This is a genomic window from Spirulina sp. LEGE 11439 (assembly GCF_059821285.1).
The window spans coordinates 20,596-39,348 of the sequence record NZ_JCAMRX010000021.1; the positions used below are offsets into that span (position 1 = coordinate 20,596).

An 18,753-nucleotide genomic window follows, 5' to 3' on the forward strand; every position below is an offset into this window, starting at 1 on the left:
AAATCTCAAACTCCAGCCAAATCTCAAACTCCAGCTAAATCTCAAACTCCAGCTAAATCTCAAACTCCAGCTAAATCTCAAACTCCAGCCTCTCCCCCAGAAATCAAACCCGATCGCCAATCTCTCGATCTCAAACCCATGCTGGGGGAATTAGAAACCGCCGCCAAATCTTTAAGCGAAGAAGATATGACGCGACTGCACGGGACAATTGAGGAATTGGAAGATAAATTGGCTGCCCTCGAGTATCGGGTTGACGAACCTACTGAAGTGATTAACCCCCTCGTGCCTCTGATGGTACAACTGCTGAAAATGAAGGTAGGAGTCTCTCAAGAAGCAGTTATGGAAGTGGTCGTCCCGATTATTGACGAAGTGATTCAGAGGCGTACCCAACAAAATCCCGATGCAATGAGTTCTGCGATCGCCGATCTGATTCCCGAAGCGATCGCCAAAGAAATTCGCAATTCTCCCCAAGAAGTCGCGAAAGCCTTGGGACCCGAAGTGGCCTCTGCTATTTGTGAACAAATCAAAGTGGATAAAGATTCCATCTCCGAAGCCCTCGGACCCGAAATGGGACGGGCGATCAAGCAACAAATCGAAGTTGAAAAAGATGCGATGGTGGATGCCCTATACCCCGTCATTGGTTCTACCGTTTCAAAATATATGGGAGAAGTCGTTGCAGCGATCAATGACAAAGTGGAAAAAACCCTCAGTCCAGAAGGCATAATCCGCAAATTTCGCGCCAAACTCCAAGGGGTATCCGAGGCAGAATTAATCCTGCAAGAATCCATGCCCGTCACGGTGCAGGCAATTTTCCTCATTCATAAAGCCTCGGGATTAGTTATTGCAGAACTGCAACCCGCCCTAGAACAGCGCCTCGAAGCGAATATGCTGGCAGGAATGCTCACAGCAATTCGCAGTTTTGTCAATGACTGTATCGCCCAATCCGGAGCAATTGCCGAACTGAACGAGATCGAGTATGGAGATTCTCGTATTATTTTAGAAGTTGCCGGGTATTGCTATCTCGCCGTTGCTGTTAAAGGTGAAAACCCCAAATCCTTTATCAAGCAAATGCGGCGTACCCTCGGTCAAATCGTCCAGAAGTACGATCGCGAAATTGAGGAATTTGAAGGAGATTCCGACACCATTCCCGCAGCCATCCCCGAGTTACTAGAAAAATTAATTCCTACTCCCTCCTCAGAACAGCAAAAATCACCAACAGCATTGCTGGGTTTATTGGGAGCAATTGTTTTCTTTATCCTTTTACCGTGGGGTTATTTTCAAGTTCGCGGTTACCTCGATCGCCGCTTAGAAACTCGCATTGAAGCAGCATTAGTAGACTTAGAAGCATCGTCTTATACCGAACTCTCCTCCGAGGTTCGCGGCAAAAAAGTTGCCCTCACCGGACGAGTTCCCTCAATGGAAATTAAAAGTAATGCGACGACGATGGTACAAGGAATCAACCCCAAACTTGAAGTTGACAATCAAATTGCTGTCGTACAAGTCCCTCCCGATCCGGCTTGGGTGGCCACTTCGATCGAATTGGTAACTTCTTTGCTCAACCGCGATCGCGATATTGATATTACCGCAGCATATTCCCCCGGTAAAGTCATTTTGCGCGGTGGTGTCGCTCGGTTGGAAGATTACGGTATGATTCTCAATGCCTTCCAAAAATTACCGGGAATCGATATTGTCGATCGCTCCCAATTGCTTCCGGAGGTATTGCAAAAGCGCCTGTACTTTGAAGAGGCTTCTTCTCGATTGACCTCGCAGGAGATATCGGGAACTCTCGTTCCCATTCAACGGTTTCTTAACGAACATCCTGAATTGCGTTTGAGGATTATCGGTCATGCAGATCCCACGGGACAATCGGAAAATAATGTCGTTCTTTCATCAGAACGCGCGATCGCGGTACGACGGGAATTAGAACGTCGCGGCATCGATGCCGAACGCCTCGAACACCTTGGCGTTCCCGAAGCACCTCCGGACGTTGCTGCCGAACAACCGTTAAAATGGAGTCGCTGCGTTCGTTTTGAATTGGCGTTCTCGGAAGACTAATTATAATCTCTAGAGGAATCTTGCGGTTAAGCAATCTATGGGTAACGTTGTCAGAAAAATTTGTTTGGTTGGAGATTTCAGCGTTGGCAAAACCAGCCTCATTCGTCGGTTTGTAGACGATCAATTCAGCGATGAATATCTATCGACCGTAGGTGTAAAACTGTCACAAAAATCCGTGAATCTGAAAGGAGAAGAGGGACAAGATAAACCCGTCACTCTTTTCATTTGGGACATTGAGGGGCAAACTCAATTTAAAGGGATCGCCCCGAGCTATCTTCAGGGTGCCAAAGGTGCAATTATTGTTGCTGATGTCAAGCGTCAAGAAACCATCGAACATTTACGGGCTCATCTGGATTTATTTTTTAAAATAAATCCCAAAGGATGGGTCATTGTGGCTTTGAATAAATCGGATTTGGTCAGTGAAGAGAAAATTGAAAAGCTCTTGAGCTTAAATCAATTTCAAGCTGATTATCCTCAAACGATTGGGACTTATGCCACTTCAGCAAAAACAGGAAAAGATGTGAATGAAATTTTTCGAGAATTAGCATCCAGCATGATTTTTTCGACTTAGTTGGTTATTAGTTATTGGTTATTAGTGATTGGGTGTCGGTTGTTAAAACAACTTTAAGAATAATTACTAATAGCGAGTAAAAAATAAAACGTAACTAGTATATTTCTCATGTACGATATTATCGTTCCTCATCACATTCATTATCTGGTTCTCGCGCCAGATTTGACAATTCTGGCGCGATCGCAAGGCGTTTGTCAATTTGTTGATGAAGCCGATGCGATTGAGATTGGGAGAGAGATTCAAGACGGATTTCCAGAATTATTTGGCTGCGAGGAGGTTTTAGAGGAAATTTTAGCAGGGGAACGAGAAAATTTTGCCCTGCAAGGAATTACCCGCCTTAGCGATCGCGGCACAAATTTATATATTGATTTGTATTTTCAAGCTGAGGAAAAAAGCGAGCAATCTCAACACGCCTTAATTTTGTTTGTTGAAGATGTCACCGCAAAAATGGCCCTCGAACAAACTTTAGTACAAGCCACCAATGAAACAAAATTACTTAATTCGGCACTGACTGCTTCGCGCAATTATATCAATCGTATTGTGACTTCAATTGCAGATGCTTTGATCGTTACCGACACCCAGCAAATTATTCAAACCATTAATGGAGCAACGGAACGGTTATTTGGTTATGAAGAACAGGAGTTAATCGATCGCCATCTTTCTTTGTTAATTGAAGAAGGAGAGCTGATTTTTGCTCAATTGCAAGAAAAAATTGCTCGATATGGAGAATTAAACAGTAATATTGAGGTAATTTGCCGGACTCAATCCGAAGCAAAAATTACGGTTGCTTTTTCTTGTTCGCTGATTCAAATTGGCTCAGAAAATGAAGCACAAGATTTAACATTAACGCCAGAAATTGTTTATATTGGGCGAGATGTTACCGAACGCAAGCGAACTCAACAACGACTGGCCGCTCAATATGCGATCGCGAATATTTTATCGGAATCTTCTTCTTTAGAGACCGATACTCAACGGATTTTAAAAGCGATCGGGGAGATATTAGAATGGGATGTGGGAGAATTATGGCGACCCAATTCGGAAGAGGAGAATCAAACAATAGCAACGCCTAATTTTGCTGCTACATCTCCCCTTGAGATCGAGGAATTATCCCCGCATTCCGGTTTGCGTCGCGTGAATTTATGGACGAATCCTGAAGCAACGGTGAGTGAGTTTATTCAGATTACAGAAACCGTAGTTTTACAGGTCGGAATGGGTTTGGCTGGACGCGTGTGGGAGAATGGATACCCGCAATGGATTGCCGATCTCAGTGGCGATACCGATTTTGGTTTGCATTCTTCGGCGGCGCGATCGGGTCTGCGATCGGCATTTGCTTTTCCCATTCAAAGTGGCAATGAAATGTTAGGAGTCATGAGTTTTTTCGGTCGAGAAAAATTGCCTCCCGATGAAAATTTGCTGCAAATGATGGCCGCAACGGGAAATCAATTGGGGCAATTTATCAAGCGAAAACAAGCGGAGGTCGCACTCCGAGAACAACAGGAAAAAAGCGAAATGTTGCTTTTAAATATTTTACCCGAACCCATTGCCGATCGCTTGAAAGAAAACCAGACTATTGCCGATAGTTTTGATGAAGTAACGGTATTATTTGCCGATTTGGTCGGGTTTACGGAGATGTCAGCCCAGTTATCGCCGATTGAAGTGGTCGAACAATTAAATGCGATTTTTTCAGAGTTCGATCGCTTGACCGAATGTTATCAATTAGAAAAAATTAAAACCATTGGCGATGCTTATATGGTAGTGGGAGGATTGCCGGAAGTGAGGGGGGATCATGCAGAAATTGTGGCAGATATGGCCTTAGGAATGCAGGCTGCGATCGCGACAATTAACGAGGAAAATCAACAAAATTTTGCTATTCGCGTTGGCATCAATACTGGGTCAGTAGTAGCGGGAGTGATCGGCATGAAAAAATTTATTTACGATCTCTGGGGTGATACAGTCAATACAGCCAGTCGGATGGAATCCCATGGGAAAGCAGGGTGCATTCAAGTTACCGAACAAACTTACGAACGGTTGCGCGATCGCTATGAGTTTGAGGAACGAGGTTTGATTCCTATTAAAGGGAAAGGGGAAATGAAAACTTATTGGTTAGTCGGTAAGATACACAGAATCTCTCAATAATTTAGCATTTCTTGAGTGAATTTCCGATCGCGTTGCGATCGGAAAAACTTCTCTCGATTTTATCTGGATTCCTCACAAAATAAAGAGATTGAATGCGATTATCGACAATTTCCATAGCAACAATGGTTTGAACCACTCCTTCAACAGAGTAGACGATACCCGATTGACCATTAACTCGTACCAACTCAGCTTGGGAAACCTTGCCGAGTTTGCCCTCGAGTCGATAGATAGCCCGCAGAAAGCCAGCGACTTTCCTTGCACTCTGTAGAGGTTTGAGGAGTGCGTTAACCTTCCCACCACCATCCGACCAAAGCACGACATCCTCAGCAAGAAGGTCGATAAATCCCTGTAACTCCCCTTGACTAAAGGCTTGCATAAATTTTTGCGTTAATTGCTCCTGCTTCTGAGGAGTTGTCGGAAAGCGCGATCGCTGGCTTTGAATATGTTTTCGGGCGCGTCGGGCAATTTGACGACAGTGAGTCGGATTTTTCTTCACAATCTCTGCGATCGCGTTGTATTCGTACTCAAAAACCTCTTTTAAAAGAAAAACCGCTCGTTCGACCGGAGATAAACGTTCCAATAAAATCAGAAAGGCGATCGATAAAGAATCTGCTAATTCTTCCTTTGCCATAGGTTGGATTGATGCTTCTGTAACAATAGGTTCGGGTAACCAAGGACCTACATACTGTTCCCGTCGAACCCGTGCCGATCGCAAGTAATCGATACAGAGACGAGTGACGATTGTGGTGAGATAGGCTTTGGTAGACTCGATCTCTTGCTGGGAGGTTCGTTGCCAGCGCAGAAAGGTTTCTTGGACCATATCTTCGGCATCCATAACACTTCCCAACATTCGATAGGCGATCGCAAATAATAACGAACGATAGCGATCGAATGTTTCCAGAGAGTTTTTTTGCTGTAAAGCCATCTCGCGCATTATCGTCTCCTCTTTCTATGCAGCTTGGTTCACTTGATAGCTACCCGGAACTGAATGAGTGGTTTTCATAATTCGATTCCAAGCATTAATTGTTGCGATCGCCATAACTAACTGTACGATCTGCGCGGGGGTAAAGTAGCGGCTAACTTCTTCATAAACGGCATCCGAGACTTCATTACCCGCAATTTGTGTCACTGCTTCAGTTAAGGTTAAAGCAGCCCGTTCTTGAGAGGTAAAAAAGGGAGTTTCGTGCCAAGCACTGAGGGCATAGAGACGCTGTTCGCTTTCCCCTGCTTGTCGGGCATCCTTGGAGTGCATATCGAGGCAGAAAGCACAGCCGTTAATCTGAGAGGCGCGCATTTTAATCAATTCAAGGATGGTTTTATCGATGCCACTGTTACGAACATAATTCTCTAATGACATCATAGCTTGCATTGCAGCCGGTTCAACTTTGCCAAATTCAACTCGTGGGCTCATGATTGATACTCTCCGTTTGAGGTCTTCTATAAAGGAAGACGAGATCGGAGCGTCTGGCGTGACAGATAGAGAATATTTTTTTCGCACTCTGTTTTAACAACTTGCGATCGCACTTCCTCCAAACTCTGCAAAAAAGCAAGTAGGAGACTAGCAGTTTTTCTCGATCGTCCCATCACCAATATATTTAAATTGTACCTCTCCAGACCTAGACCAAATTTAAGCAATTTTCGTTTTCTGATGTGAGATGAGAAGCAGTTTGCGATCGCCAAAAACTAACGATTTTTCGTCCCACAGGGTGTGGATGGAAATAGTGGAAAAAGTGGCGACCCTCTGGATATTCCCATAGCACATCAGAAGATTTCAACAAAGGTTGCCATCGTCGCAGGGCATTAATATCGGTGATAATATCATTGGCACTGCCACAAATGAGTAAAGGTGATTTGATTCCTCCTTGAGGAATGCCAACTCGCTTGTAGAGGGAGTGGGGCGAGGGAGAAGAAGCGAGATCTCCTTCGAGGAGAGTAATTAAGCGATCGGCAGTATAACGATCTTGATGCCCAAACATATTCCACACCATTTGCCTTAACAGTGTATGACGGCAACAAGGTAAGATTTCTTGTAAGGAAAAATAGTGAGATTGCCAATCTACCGCCGGATTGACTCCAATGCCCAAGAGTGTTAGAGATTTTACTCGTTCTGGATATCTTCGCCCATAAAGCCAACCCAGTAAACCCCCTGTTTCATGACCGATGAGATGAATGGGGCGATCGCACTGTTTTAAATAATCGTGAAGGAAGGTGAGGGCAATTTCTAAAGAACTAGCCTCGTCTTCATCTTGATGATACGACCATACAGCAGTCGTCGTATACTTGGCAAGATACCGCACCAGAGGAGCATGAAAGCGAGAAAAACTCGGATTAGCATCGAGCCACAAAGCATGAGGAAATATTGTCATTGTCTTGAAGAATTGAGTGTAATTGCCTAATAATTAGTTTTAGTTTTTGACGATCGATCGCCGATCGCGATTCATTGATAATTGTTCAATCGTAATGGGTTCAAAATCGCGACAGCCGATCGCTTCTTCGGATAAGGCTGTATAAGGATGAACTGTACATTTCAGTCGATAATCCCCCGTACAAAAAGTACAGCGAGAACAGGGAATTTGATGAAGTCTTTGAAGATAAGTAAAACCCTGTAATGTTGTTTTAAAACAACTCCAGCCCAATAAAGCAACAAACGACCAAGCGAAAAAGAATCCACAAGAAATAATGAGAATTGACATAATTCGATTTGAAGTGTGGGTTATTTGCGATCGGCTATTACTGAACCGATCGCGAATGTTTAGAGTGCGATAGCTACAAAGATGAATTTGTTTTCAGTACGCTTTTAAATTGAGAATTCAGATTTTAATTGAGTTGCCCATTTTTGAATGCGATCGCTTGTTTTTTCTGATTCATTATCGTCATCTAAAGCCAAGCCGACAAATTTGCCATTTTTAACTGCTTTTGAGGCTTCGTGTTCGTAGCCATCCGTCGGCCAGTGACCGACTGTAACACCACCTAATTCGGAAATTTTTGCTTCTAAAATTCCCATTGCATCTTGGAAATTATCGGCATAGCCAACTTGATCGCCTGTGCCAAAATAAGCAACTTTTTTACCGCTAAATGAAATCTCATCTAGCTCATCATAAAATCCTTGCCAATCGGCTTGTAATTCACCAATATCCCAAGTTGGACAACCAATAATGAGATAATCATATAACTCAAAATCACTCGCAGAAACCTCAGAAACTTCATGGAGCATCACTACAATCTCTCCACCCAATGCCTCCTGAATTTCTTCAGCAGCCGTTTCTGTTTTTCCAGTAGTTGAGCCGTAGAATAAGCCAATCTTTGCCATCGTTATCTCCTTAGCTTGATAGTGTTGGAATAGCAGTATTGCTCTGCTTTAGATAGATCGAGGGTTACAATCCTTCTCTCTTCTATAACTGGCATCTCAAAATGACAGGAAGGACAAAAACAATTGAGATGAGTTCCTCGGAACTGGCGGACTAAAGCATGAGAACAGCAAGGACAGTTTTTAAGCTGATTTTTTATCATTGAGTTTTTCCTCTTCAATTGTTTTTTGTTTTGCGATCGCATGGCGATCGCATCCATTTCCAGTCAAAAGTTTCCGAAATGCCGATTTTACTTTTCTTGTCTGCGATCGCAGGAATTAAAAAATGAAGAAAAGATTGAGAGTTGAGGTTTCTTCCAATCTCAACTCTCAAGTTTTTGAGAGAAGAACACACTAAATATAGATTACCGCTTATTGAGATAAATTGTCAAGTAAGAAACAAGATTATTTTTGTCAAATTTAGAAAATCAATAAACAGGAAAAATTAAGTAGTTGTAACAAACTACTTAATTAAAATTAACTGAGTAAAAATCGTTATTTGACCGAACGAAAAGCAACGTTTTCTGTTTCAGTTACAGAAAGATTTTATCCATTATTTAGAATGGTCTGCAACAGTTCTAAATTATTGAGAATCAAGTAGGCAAAAATTGCCCCGCCGACTCCACCAACCAGAAAAGTTGCTGAAAATTGACTCCAGCCGTCTATTGTTTGCAGAGATTCGGGAACATTAGGAACAGTTGTTGTCAGGCGCGGCCGAGGTAAAGTTTCAAATCCTTTTTTAAAGGTCGCCGTCCCATAAAGAGATAAACCAACCGTGAGGATAATCACTAAGCCGATCGCAGATAATAGTCCAGCCAAATTAGCAAGTTCCGAATCCCGCAAAGGTCCTAATTTAACAAAAGGGCCAATTAAGAAATAACCGTGAGCCATACCGATTTCTAATCCCCTTGATAAAGGCGAAAGTCCGGGGCGGTAAATTGGTAAATTCTTGAGGAAAAGTAGAGTAAAATCCGAGGAATTAATAAAGGTTGCTAAATTCCCCACTTCTACATTTCCTACATAAGGAGTCACCAGTTCACCTTTGCGAAGATCGAATCCGGCTGCCGTTGCACGAGCGCGAAGGGCATGCCAAATGTGACCGCTTAACACCAAAACGGCAAAGACAAAGTGAAACCCTGCCAACCAACCCCGAGGCGTAACGATTCCTGTTGCCGTTTCAATCAGTCCAGTCGGACCATAGAATACTTCTGGGTAGGCAGTATCGTTAACTAGGACAAAATAAGCGGCAAAAAAGCCCATATAAGCCAACGCCCCTAAACTGTAGGAGAGATAAGCCTCTCCCGAATAAACGAGAAGTCGTCGCGCCCAGTCAAAAGGTTGCGTGAGAATGTGCCAAATTCCTCCACCAATGCAAAGTAAACCAACCCAAATATGACCGCCGACAATATCTTCAAGATTATCTACCGCAGCCATCCCTGCATCCCCCGATGCACCAACGAGATAGCCAAAAATAGTGACAGGGTTGAGTGTTGGTTGGGTAACGGTGCGGATATCTGCGATCGCAACATCGTACAATCCTCCCCAAAACATCGCTTTAGCGACCAATAACCACGCACCTATCCCTAAAAAGATGAGATGAATACCGATAATCGAGGTCATTTTTTTGCGGTCTTTCCAGTCATAGCCAAAAGACCCCGCAAATGTGCCATTGTTTTCTAAAACATCAGGACCTAAAAGTGCGTGATAGAGTCCCCCTGCAGCTAAAACAACAGAAGAAATGAGATGCAGCACCCCAACGACAAAATAGGGATAAGTATCAGTAATAGCACCGCCAGACCCGACACCGATACCCAAACTGGCAAGATGAGGCAGCAAAATCAACCCTTGTTCGTACATCGGGATATCAGGGTTTAAGCGAGAAATTTCAAACAGAGTAAATGCCCCAGCCCAAAGCGTAATTAACCCTGCATGAGCCACATGAGCGCCGAGTAATTTCCCCGACAAATTGATAAAGCGACCATTTCCCGCCCACCAACCGAGAGGGGGAATTTTATCCTTGTACGGATTTTCAGCAATAATGGCTGTCATTGTTTGACCTCCTTAAGAATTATTTGCAATAATTTGAGAAAAGAATTAGAGAGACTATTCTCTAAATAAGAAAGATTCTCAATAAATTGAACGATCTGCCCTCAATATTGAGAGAATTTAAGGAGCAGATTGAACCCGTCCCGTGCGGAAATCAAATCCGGCGGCTTTGAGAGCGTGCCAAATATGACCTTGTAGGAAAAAGAAGGCCAGCCAGAAATGAGCGTTAGCTAACCAAGTGCGACTGGTGAGGGCATGAGGATCGGGAGAGGCAAAATAGGGGAAAAGCCCAAATTTAATCTGCAACGCTTCTCCGTAAAAGGCTTCCGGATAGACAAGGGTATTCACGGCAACGAAATAGGTGGCAATAAAGCCCATGAGTGCCAAAGCACCCAAACTGTAAGATAAATATGCCTCTCCCGACCAAACAAAGAGGCGTTTTGCCCAAGGGAAAGGCTCCGTGAGAATATGCCAAATTCCCCCAGCAAGACACAACACACCGATCCAAACATGACCGCCAACGACATCTTCGAGGTTGTTAACTCCTGCGAGCCAATCTCGTCCTGAAGCTCCGAAGAGATAGCCGAAAATAGTCGCGGGGTTGAGGGTCGGGCTATCAATGATTCTGACGGCACTCAGAGATGGATCGTACAAGCCTCCAAAAAACATGGCTTTTGCAACCAGCAGCCACGCCCCAATGCCCAAAAGCATGAGATGAATGCCGATAATACTGGTCATTTTCCGCGCATCCGCCCAACTGTAGCTGAAGAAAGCAAATTTTTCTTCCAGGACTTCGGGACCGAAAATAGCATGAAAGATGCCACCAAAACCGAGAAATGCGGAGGAAATCAGATGAATTGCGCCGATCGCAAAATAGGGATAGGTCGCGATCGCGCCATCGTCCCCAATCCCAAAACCCAAGGTTGCCAAATGAGGCAGCAGAATTAACCCTTGGTCGTACATGGGTTGCGTCCCGTCAAAGCGAGACACTTCAAACAGGGTCATCGCTCCTACCCAGAAAACAATTAACCCCGCCTGAGCAACGTGCGCCCCGAGTAATTTTCCCGAAAGGTCGGTCAACCGGGCATTGCCCGCCCACCAAGGGATTTTGGCTAGATTTGCTGCGATCGCAGTCATTTTTTCGATCCTCCTTGACAATTATTGAGAATAATATGCAATAATCATTTCAATCCAGCTTACACGATCGCTTTCTTTATTGAGAATTATTTTCATTAAAAAATGTTAACGTGGGAGCAAGGAAATCAATCTTGATGTTGTAATCAGAAACAGCATCAAAACCCTCTGAGGGAGTCTTCCTCCAGAGGTCGATTAACACGACCCAAGATAAAAAACTATGCAAGCATACGGAAAATCTGTCGTGAAATACGACTGGTGGGCAGGAAATGCTCGCTTCGTCAAACTTTCCGGCATCTTTATCTCGGCTCACGTTGGCCAAGCGGCCTTAACCACCTTGTGGGCGGGAGCGTTTACCCTGTTTGAACTTTCCAACTACGACCCAGCTTTGCCGATGGGAGAGCAAGGTCTGATTTTGCTGCCTCACTTGGCAACTTTAGGTTTGGGTGTCGGGGCTGGTGGTGCGGTAACGGATGTTTATCCTTACTTTGTTATCGGTGTCATTCATCTGATTTCTTCGGCAGTTTTAGGCGCAGGCGCTTTGTTTCACTGCTTCAAAGGCGAGACAAATTTACAAAATGCCCAAGGAATGGCTCGGCGCTTTCATTTTGATTGGGACGATCCGCAACAATTGGGGATGATTCTCGGACATCATCTATTATTCCTCGGAGCTGGGGCATTGTTGCTCGTCGCTAAAGCGATGTTTTGGGGCGGACTCTACGATACAAACATCGAAGATGTGCGAATTGTCACCGAGCCGACTTTAAATCCTTTAACGATTTATGGCTATCAAACTCACTTTGCTCAAGTTAATAACTTGGAAGATTTAGTGGGCGGTCATGTTTATGTCGGGTTAATGCTCATCGGCGGCGGAGTTTGGCATATTCTTGTACCGCCTCTCGATTGGGCAAAGAAAGTTCTCACTTTTTCAGGGGAAGCAATTTTATCTTATTCTCTCGGTGGAATTGCTTTGGCTGGCTTCGTTGCTGCTTATTTCTGCTCGGTTAATACCCTTGCTTATCCCGTTGAATTTTACGGGCCGGTTCTCGATGTGAAATTGGGCATCACTCCCTATTTTGCCGATACGGTGGAACTGGGACGAGGAGTGCATACGGCTCGCTGCTGGCTGGCGAATGCTCATTTCTTCCTTGCATTTTTCTTCTTGCAGGGTCATTTGTGGCACGCTTTGCGAGCGATCGGCTTTGATTTCAACCGCGTGACCGAATCTTTAAATAATGCGGGAACGCCCCAACCGGTGCGAATGGCTCCCGATCCTTCACCAGCAACGGCTGAATAGTCTCCAAAAAAGATAAGAAATAGGGGTAAAGCACCCTTGAAATATTGGGATTCCTCCCATCTTCCTCGGGTTGGCTTTACTCCTATCAACACAAATATGTTCTAGCCAAATTATAGCGATGACCAGTGCAATTCAAGGAACGACACTGACAAACAATCTAGATTGGCTGGCGGGAAATGCTCGCCTTATCGATCGCTCGAATCGTTTGCTCGGCGCTCATGTTGCCCATGCTGGGTTGATAATGTTTTGGGCAGGAGCAATAACCCTCTCGGAGATTGCCCACTATGTTCCCAGTCTCCCTTTAGGAGAACAAGGATTTCTCCTGCTGCCCAATTTAGCGCGGTTGGGGTGGGGAGTGGGGGCGGGGGGTGAAATTGTCGATCTCTATCCCTATTTTGCGATCGCAATTTTACATTTAGCTGCTTCGGCAGTTTTAGGGGCAGGGGGACTGCATCACGTTTTCAGAAATGAGGACAAGTTAGCAGAGTCCGCAGGGTTGGCCGCGCAATTCCACTATGAATGGAAAGATCCTCAAAAACTGGGGCTGATTTTGGGCAGTCACCTCATTGTTTTGGGGTTGGGGGCAATGCTCCTCGTTCTCAAGGCGGTGAAGTTTGGGGGGATTTACGATCCTCCTTTAGGAGAGGTACGCCTCGTCAGCGAACCCACCTTAAACCCTTTGGTGTTATTGGGCTACCTCTTGGGATTTTCTCCCTCGGGCTGGACGGCTTTAGGGATGGCAAGTGTTAACAATCTCGAAGACATCATCGGGGGACATTTGCTTATTGCTGTGTTGCTTATTGCGGGAGGCATTTGGCATATTACTACGCCTCCGTTTCAGTGGGTACGCGATCGCGTGATTTTTAACGCTCACGGAATTCTATCCTATAGCCTTGCCGGAGTTGCCTTAGCTGCTTTCATTTCTAGCTATTTCGTTGCTTTCAATACGACAACTTTCCCGATTGAATTCTACGGCCAAAGTAGAGAAGCATTTGCCGGAATTCAAGTTCTCCTCGGGGTGGTTTTCCTTGGGGGTCACGTTTGGCACGCTTTGAAAGCGCTGAAATTAGAGGGGCGTTTGTCGAGTAAGTGGGATTATCTCGGCACAGCGATCGCAAGTTTTACCTTTTTAGCGATCGCTTCTGCTTCTTTAGGGCTGTTAGCTCTGTCTTAAAATCTTTCGTTTTTCCGACTCTCCAAGCTGTTGCACTCTCTTGCTGGCAACAGCTTTTTCTTTGGTTTCTCTGTGCGATCGCTTGAGGTGCGATAAATATAGAGATATAAATTCTATAGCTACCGATACCACCATCAATCAAGGCAATTCTGGCGATCCCCTAGTCAAGAACCGCTATTGACCCTTCGGGTGCAATAGCGGCTTGAAAGAATCAGTCTGCAAATCCATTGACGATCTTTCGGAAAATAGACATCGTGAAAGTGTAGGAGTTAATAATCTGGTTGCTGTTGAATAATTGTGCTACTTTAGTACATAATCATTAAATTAAAATTCTATTGTTCACCGTCCCCCAATCTCAACTATGCCTGCTCAATCCGATCCCAATAATTTAGGAACCGATCCGAGCCTTCTCGATACCTCTGCGATCTTGCATCCCGCTTCGGATTTGCACGATCCTTTTACGAATTCTACCTCAGCCGCAAGTAATATCCCTGTCTCACCTCCCAATACTTCTCCCGGAATGAAGCCTGGTGTCGCTCGGGTGCATCGCTTGGGGACGGATCGGAGCGATCGCTTCCTCGATATTGCCTTGAATAATCATTCTAGGTCTAGCTCCTATAGTGTGGGTTATACGATGGGGCAACTGGCAAACTCGACAAGCGGCGATAAAGATGTGGTCATTGCCCACAACGATTACGGTAACATTGATTGGAAACGACAGTATGGCGGTGTGGGAGATGATGTCGCCACTGCGATCGCCTCACCTTCTCCCGGTTCGGAATTATGGGTAGCGGGCTACACTGATGGGGATTTTGCCGGGGTTGGATTGGGAGGTAAAGATGTTTGGTTTGGAAACTTCTCTCATCATGGAGATATCATAGATTCTTTTCTGTTTAAATGGGGATCGGCTGGAGATGATGTCGCGGAAGCGATCGCATTTGACAACAACTACAATATTTATCTGGCTGGCTACACAACAGGTGACCTTGTCGGGAATAATGACGGCGGTAAAGATGCGTGGGTGGCGAAGTTCTCTATAGAAGGAGATCTTGAATGGACTTACAAAGTCGGCACGTCGGGGGATGATATTGCGACGGGGATTGCCGTTGACAATGCTGGCGAAGTCTTTGTAACGGGTTACAGTACCCACGGCTGGAGTGATAATAACACAGGTAATAGCTCATCTAGCGCTTGGGTCTTCAAACTCGATCGCGACGGGATGCGAGAATGGCAAGATTATCTTGTCGATGGCGATACGAAAACCTATGATATTGCCGTCAGCAACTATGGCGATGTTTACGTCACTGGAAGTACCACGGGTGATTTAGACGGCACGAATGCAGGCGGGATCGATGGGTGGGTAGCCCGTTACGATCGCCATTTTTACGATCCCTACCGTCAGAATGAACCCCACTGGATCGAACAATTCGGCACCGCCGGAGATGATATTTCTCACAGTATTGCCTTAGATGAAGGAGGACGCATCTATCTCGCTGGCTCGACTACCGGATCGATGGCTGGTCGTGCCGTTGGCGGTAAAGATGCGTGGTTTGCCTCCTACGATCCCAATTCTAACCCCATGCAGCCCGAATTACGCTGGCAGCAACAACTGGGAACGACTGGAGATGATATTGCGACAGGCATCACGGTCAACAATTATGAGAATAGTTATTTTCTTACAGGCTATACCAATGGACAATTGGGCAATCACGAACACTACGGTTCCGATCCCATTGGTGGCAACCAAAGCGAAGATATGTGGAGTGCAGAATATAAGCGACATAATCGAGCGCCAGAGAATTTACACTTTAACTTGAATCATATCCATTATCAGCAGCAAGATACGTTGGAGATTTACGGTGAAGTTTGGGAACGAGATACAATCTACGATATTTCTCATATTGAATTTAGCTTGATTAAAGCTGACGGGACGGAAATCTCACTGCCCGAGATTACCAATATTACTTCGCGGGATTGGCACAATGAACGAGGAGAATTTACCTATAATCTCAACTTAAATCGCTATGGATTAGAGCAAGGGGATTATACTTTGCGCGGAATTGCTCGCGATCGCGCCGGACATCCCGATGGTGCAACATTCGAGCAAACATTCTCCATTACTTCACCTCTAACCAATCAAGCTCCAGAAGGATTAGAAGTTCATTTCAAAGATGAGTGGCAAGTTTTCACCCCAGGACAAACCCTTGAGGTAGAATATGGGCGAGTTTTCGATTATGATGGTGCTTCTAACTTAACCCGTATTGCCTTTGAACTTATCGATCCCGACGGCAACATCATTCAACTTCCCGACGCAACGCAAATATATACCGAATCAACCTATCAGCACGATCCTCACGCTCGTTTTGATTATAACGTCCAATTGCCGACGGATTTGCAGCGATCGGGGCAGTATCTCTTAAAAGCAACAGCTTATGATGGTTCGGGAGCAACAAGCAACACCTTTGGACGCTATCTTAACATTGATGTTCATGGGAGTTTTTCTCACGGCCCCCACTTCAACCTCGATCGCTACGATTACAAGGCTTACGAAACCATCGAACTCGAAAACGTTCACATCCGCCATCCCGACGGCATTGATAAAATTGAATCCGTGCAGTTCTTCGTGCGTGACAATCGTAACAACGCAGAGATAGCTCTTGGAAAAGTAACGCAATGGACCAATTCCGGCTCTTCCAATGGGAAATTTAATTACAACATTAATTTGGGTGCTTTGGGCTTAGAAGGTGGCGGCTACGAACTCTTTGCTCGTGCTTACGATATCTCCGGACGGACATCAGACCATCCCAATATACAGAGTTTCTACGTGCAGACAAGTCCAAATCATCATCCTTTCCCTTTAAATTTCCAACTGGCCAAAGATCGTAACGAGTACAAAAACACGGAAATCATTAGTATCAAAAATGTTGACATTCACTGGCGTGACGGCATCGAAAATATTTCGAGGGTTGATTTTCGCTTGCAAAAGATAAACGGCGACTACAGGTTGGGCGACTACCAGTTTATCGATCTCCCCGATGTCACAGAATTTACCTTGCAGACAATGCTCAATGCAACTTTTGAGTATAGTGTTAATTTGAGCCAGTACGACTTAGACATCAATCAGCAATATTCTTTGTGGGCAATGGCTTATGATACGTTAGGAAACTCCAATTCTCCTGTTTCCTATCAATTCTACCTACAAGAAAATCTGGCACCGATGGGGATTTCCTTTAATCTCAATGATAGTTATCTTTCTACAGAAATCATTGAGATTAGTGATGGCATTATTCACGATCCCAACGGGAGTGCAGATATCGATCGCATTGACCTCCAGTTATGGCATGCTGACGGCACCATTCTCGATCTGATGGATATTGTTGATTTTACTCCCCATCCCGCTACCTACGAGGAAGCCAGTTTTACTCACAGTATTAACTTGGGGAACTACAATCTCGATCCCGGTTCCTATACCTTAATTGCCACGGGTTACGATATTGATGGGGCAATGGGACATCTATTTGAACAATATTTTGACATTCTTTCTCCCAACTCTAGCCCCGAATCTCTGCGTTTCAGCCTCGATCGCAGTGACTACAAACCCACAGATACTTTACGGATTAAAGATGGCTGGGTTAAAGATTCCGATGGGGCGCAAGATATCTTCAATATTCGCTACGATCTTCGCAAAGATGATGGGACTCTCGTTACGAGTAATGCGATCGGCGATCTGACGGCAGCCGCTTGGGATCCCCTTTGGGTGGGTTTTGCCGGAGAGATTAATCTCAGTGCCTTGAATTTAGCTGATGGGATATATGCGATCTCTGCGATCGCTTACGACATCGCCAATACTGCCAGCAATCTTTTCGAGCGATCGTTTACCGTTACCGCACCTCCTCCTAATGCTGCCCCATCTAGCTTAACCTTTAGCTTGGATCGCAGCACTTACAAACCCACAGACACCATCAATCTCGGCAATGGTTGGGTACGGGACGAGAATGGCGCAAATACCCTCGAATATATCGATCTTCGCATCATTACCGAACAAGGTGACACCATTGAAATTAGTGATGATATCGCCAATTTCAACGTTGCCAGTTGGAATCAAGAATGGGCAAGTTTTCAACATGGTGCGAACTTACAGGGCTTAAACTTACAAGAAGGCTCTCACAAATTGATCGGTATTGCCTACGATGTAGAAGGCGCAGCCTCCGGACAGTTCGAGCGCAGTTTCTTCCTTGAAGTTCCCCAACCCAACCTCAATCCCACGGATTTGAGCTTTACTCTCAATCAAAATACTTATAACCCCACCGACACCCTCACTCTTGGCAATGGTTGGGTTCAAGATGGCGATGGGGCGAATGACCTCGAAAGCGTCTCCTTCAAAATTGTTGCCGGTAACGGCAGCGAAATTGACTTGGGGGCGATCGCAAACTTCACTTATGCCAGTTGGAGTCCGGAATGGGCGAGTTTTGCGGGTAGTTTCGATCTGAGCCAATATAATCTCAGCGAGGGCAATTATACCCTTGTAGGCATTGCGCGAGATCAATCTGGCGGTCAAAGTCAGACCCTTTCTCGCGGGTTTACGATCGAAATTCCCCAAACGAATAATACGACTCCAGCAGGGTTACAATTTGGTTTGAGCGGCAATACTTTCTCAGCCAGCGATACTCTCGAAATTACCAATGGTTGGGTCTACGATGAGGATGGTAATAGTGACCTTGTCGGGGTAGACTTCGAGTTAGTCGCAGAAGATGGGACGGCGATCGCCCTTGAGGATAGTTTCGATTTGAGTGCGGCGACTTGGGATTGGTCGAACCAATGGAGTAGTTTCCGGCATAGCATCGATTTCAGTGTTTTGGGATTGACTTCGGGACGCTATACTTTGCGCGGAAAAGCCTATGACCAAGCCGGAGAGTATAGCAATACCTTCTCTCGCTCCTTTACCTTCGTTTAACGCTCGGCAGGAATGTAACTAACATTTTGTGTCCCTATGT

Annotated in this window: 14 protein-coding genes; 6 read left to right on the forward strand and 8 right to left on the reverse strand. The window is 45.1% G+C overall.

Annotation, left to right across the window (positions count from 1 at the left end):
- From AC6RV6_RS15115 to AC6RV6_RS15125, 3 genes are all read left to right on the forward strand, one after another.
- Nucleotides 1-2,055, forward strand: a 2,055-nt coding sequence (locus AC6RV6_RS15115) for an OmpA family protein (RefSeq protein ID WP_500241699.1), incomplete at its 5' end; no start/stop codon positions are given.
- A 37-nt stretch (nucleotides 2,056-2,092) separates the two neighbouring features.
- Nucleotides 2,093-2,626, forward strand: a complete 534-nt coding sequence (locus tag AC6RV6_RS15120; protein WP_500241700.1) for a Rab family GTPase — start codon at nucleotides 2,093-2,095, stop codon at nucleotides 2,624-2,626.
- Nucleotides 2,627-2,734: 108 nt separating this feature from the next.
- Nucleotides 2,735-4,762, forward strand: coding sequence for an adenylate/guanylate cyclase domain-containing protein (locus AC6RV6_RS15125; protein WP_500241702.1), 2,028 nt, complete (start codon nucleotides 2,735-2,737; stop codon nucleotides 4,760-4,762).
- A 1-nt stretch (nucleotide 4,763) separates the two neighbouring features.
- Here AC6RV6_RS15125 and AC6RV6_RS15130 read toward each other — a convergent pair whose 3' ends face one another.
- From AC6RV6_RS15130 to AC6RV6_RS15165, 8 genes are all read right to left on the reverse strand, one after another.
- A complete protein-coding gene (locus AC6RV6_RS15130; protein WP_500241703.1) occupies nucleotides 4,764-5,687 on the reverse strand; it encodes an RNA polymerase sigma-70 factor in 924 nt (307 codons plus the stop codon).
- Nucleotides 5,688-5,711: 24 nt separating this feature from the next.
- Nucleotides 5,712-6,173, reverse strand: a complete 462-nt coding sequence (locus tag AC6RV6_RS15135; RefSeq protein ID WP_500241704.1) for a carboxymuconolactone decarboxylase family protein — start codon at nucleotides 6,171-6,173, stop codon at nucleotides 5,712-5,714.
- 205 nt (nucleotides 6,174-6,378) lie between these two features.
- Nucleotides 6,379-7,128, reverse strand: coding sequence for an alpha/beta fold hydrolase (locus tag AC6RV6_RS15140; RefSeq protein WP_500241705.1), 750 nt, complete (start codon nucleotides 7,126-7,128; stop codon nucleotides 6,379-6,381).
- Between the two features lie 39 nt (nucleotides 7,129-7,167).
- On the reverse strand, nucleotides 7,168-7,455 hold the full coding sequence (locus tag AC6RV6_RS15145; RefSeq protein WP_500241706.1) for a hypothetical protein: 288 nt from the start codon (nucleotides 7,453-7,455) through the stop codon (nucleotides 7,168-7,170).
- Nucleotides 7,456-7,559: 104 nt separating this feature from the next.
- The gene (gene fldA / locus AC6RV6_RS15150; RefSeq protein ID WP_500241707.1) at nucleotides 7,560-8,072 is read right to left on the reverse strand and encodes a flavodoxin FldA; all 513 of its coding nucleotides are present in this window, start codon (nucleotides 8,070-8,072) and stop codon (nucleotides 7,560-7,562) included.
- Nucleotides 8,073-8,286: 214 nt separating this feature from the next.
- Nucleotides 8,287-8,442 (reverse strand): hypothetical protein, encoded by a 156-nt coding sequence (locus tag AC6RV6_RS15155; protein WP_500241708.1) that lies wholly within the window; start codon nucleotides 8,440-8,442, stop codon nucleotides 8,287-8,289.
- 212 nt (nucleotides 8,443-8,654) lie between these two features.
- Nucleotides 8,655-10,157: a chlorophyll a/b binding light-harvesting protein gene (locus AC6RV6_RS15160; RefSeq protein ID WP_500241709.1), complete on the reverse strand. Its 1,503-nt coding sequence runs from the start codon at nucleotides 10,155-10,157 to the stop codon at nucleotides 8,655-8,657.
- A gap of 117 nt (nucleotides 10,158-10,274) precedes the next feature.
- Nucleotides 10,275-11,291: a chlorophyll a/b binding light-harvesting protein gene (locus AC6RV6_RS15165; protein ID WP_500241710.1), complete on the reverse strand. Its 1,017-nt coding sequence runs from the start codon at nucleotides 11,289-11,291 to the stop codon at nucleotides 10,275-10,277.
- A gap of 217 nt (nucleotides 11,292-11,508) precedes the next feature.
- On the opposite strand from AC6RV6_RS15165, the gene AC6RV6_RS15170 reads away from it, so the two are divergent.
- The 3 genes from AC6RV6_RS15170 (at nucleotide 11,509) to AC6RV6_RS15180 (ending at nucleotide 18,713) form a co-directional block, all read left to right on the forward strand.
- Nucleotides 11,509-12,585 (forward strand): chlorophyll a/b binding light-harvesting protein, encoded by a 1,077-nt coding sequence (locus AC6RV6_RS15170; RefSeq protein ID WP_500241711.1) that lies wholly within the window; start codon nucleotides 11,509-11,511, stop codon nucleotides 12,583-12,585.
- A 118-nt stretch (nucleotides 12,586-12,703) separates the two neighbouring features.
- Nucleotides 12,704-13,759 carry a chlorophyll a/b binding light-harvesting protein gene (locus AC6RV6_RS15175; protein WP_500241712.1) on the forward strand — a complete coding sequence of 352 codons (1,056 nt, stop codon included), beginning with the start codon at nucleotides 12,704-12,706 and terminating at the stop codon, nucleotides 13,757-13,759.
- Nucleotides 13,760-14,120: 361 nt separating this feature from the next.
- Nucleotides 14,121-18,713, forward strand: a complete 4,593-nt coding sequence (locus AC6RV6_RS15180; RefSeq protein ID WP_500241713.1) for an SBBP repeat-containing protein — start codon at nucleotides 14,121-14,123, stop codon at nucleotides 18,711-18,713.
- The last annotated feature ends 40 nt before the right edge of the window (nucleotides 18,714-18,753 follow it).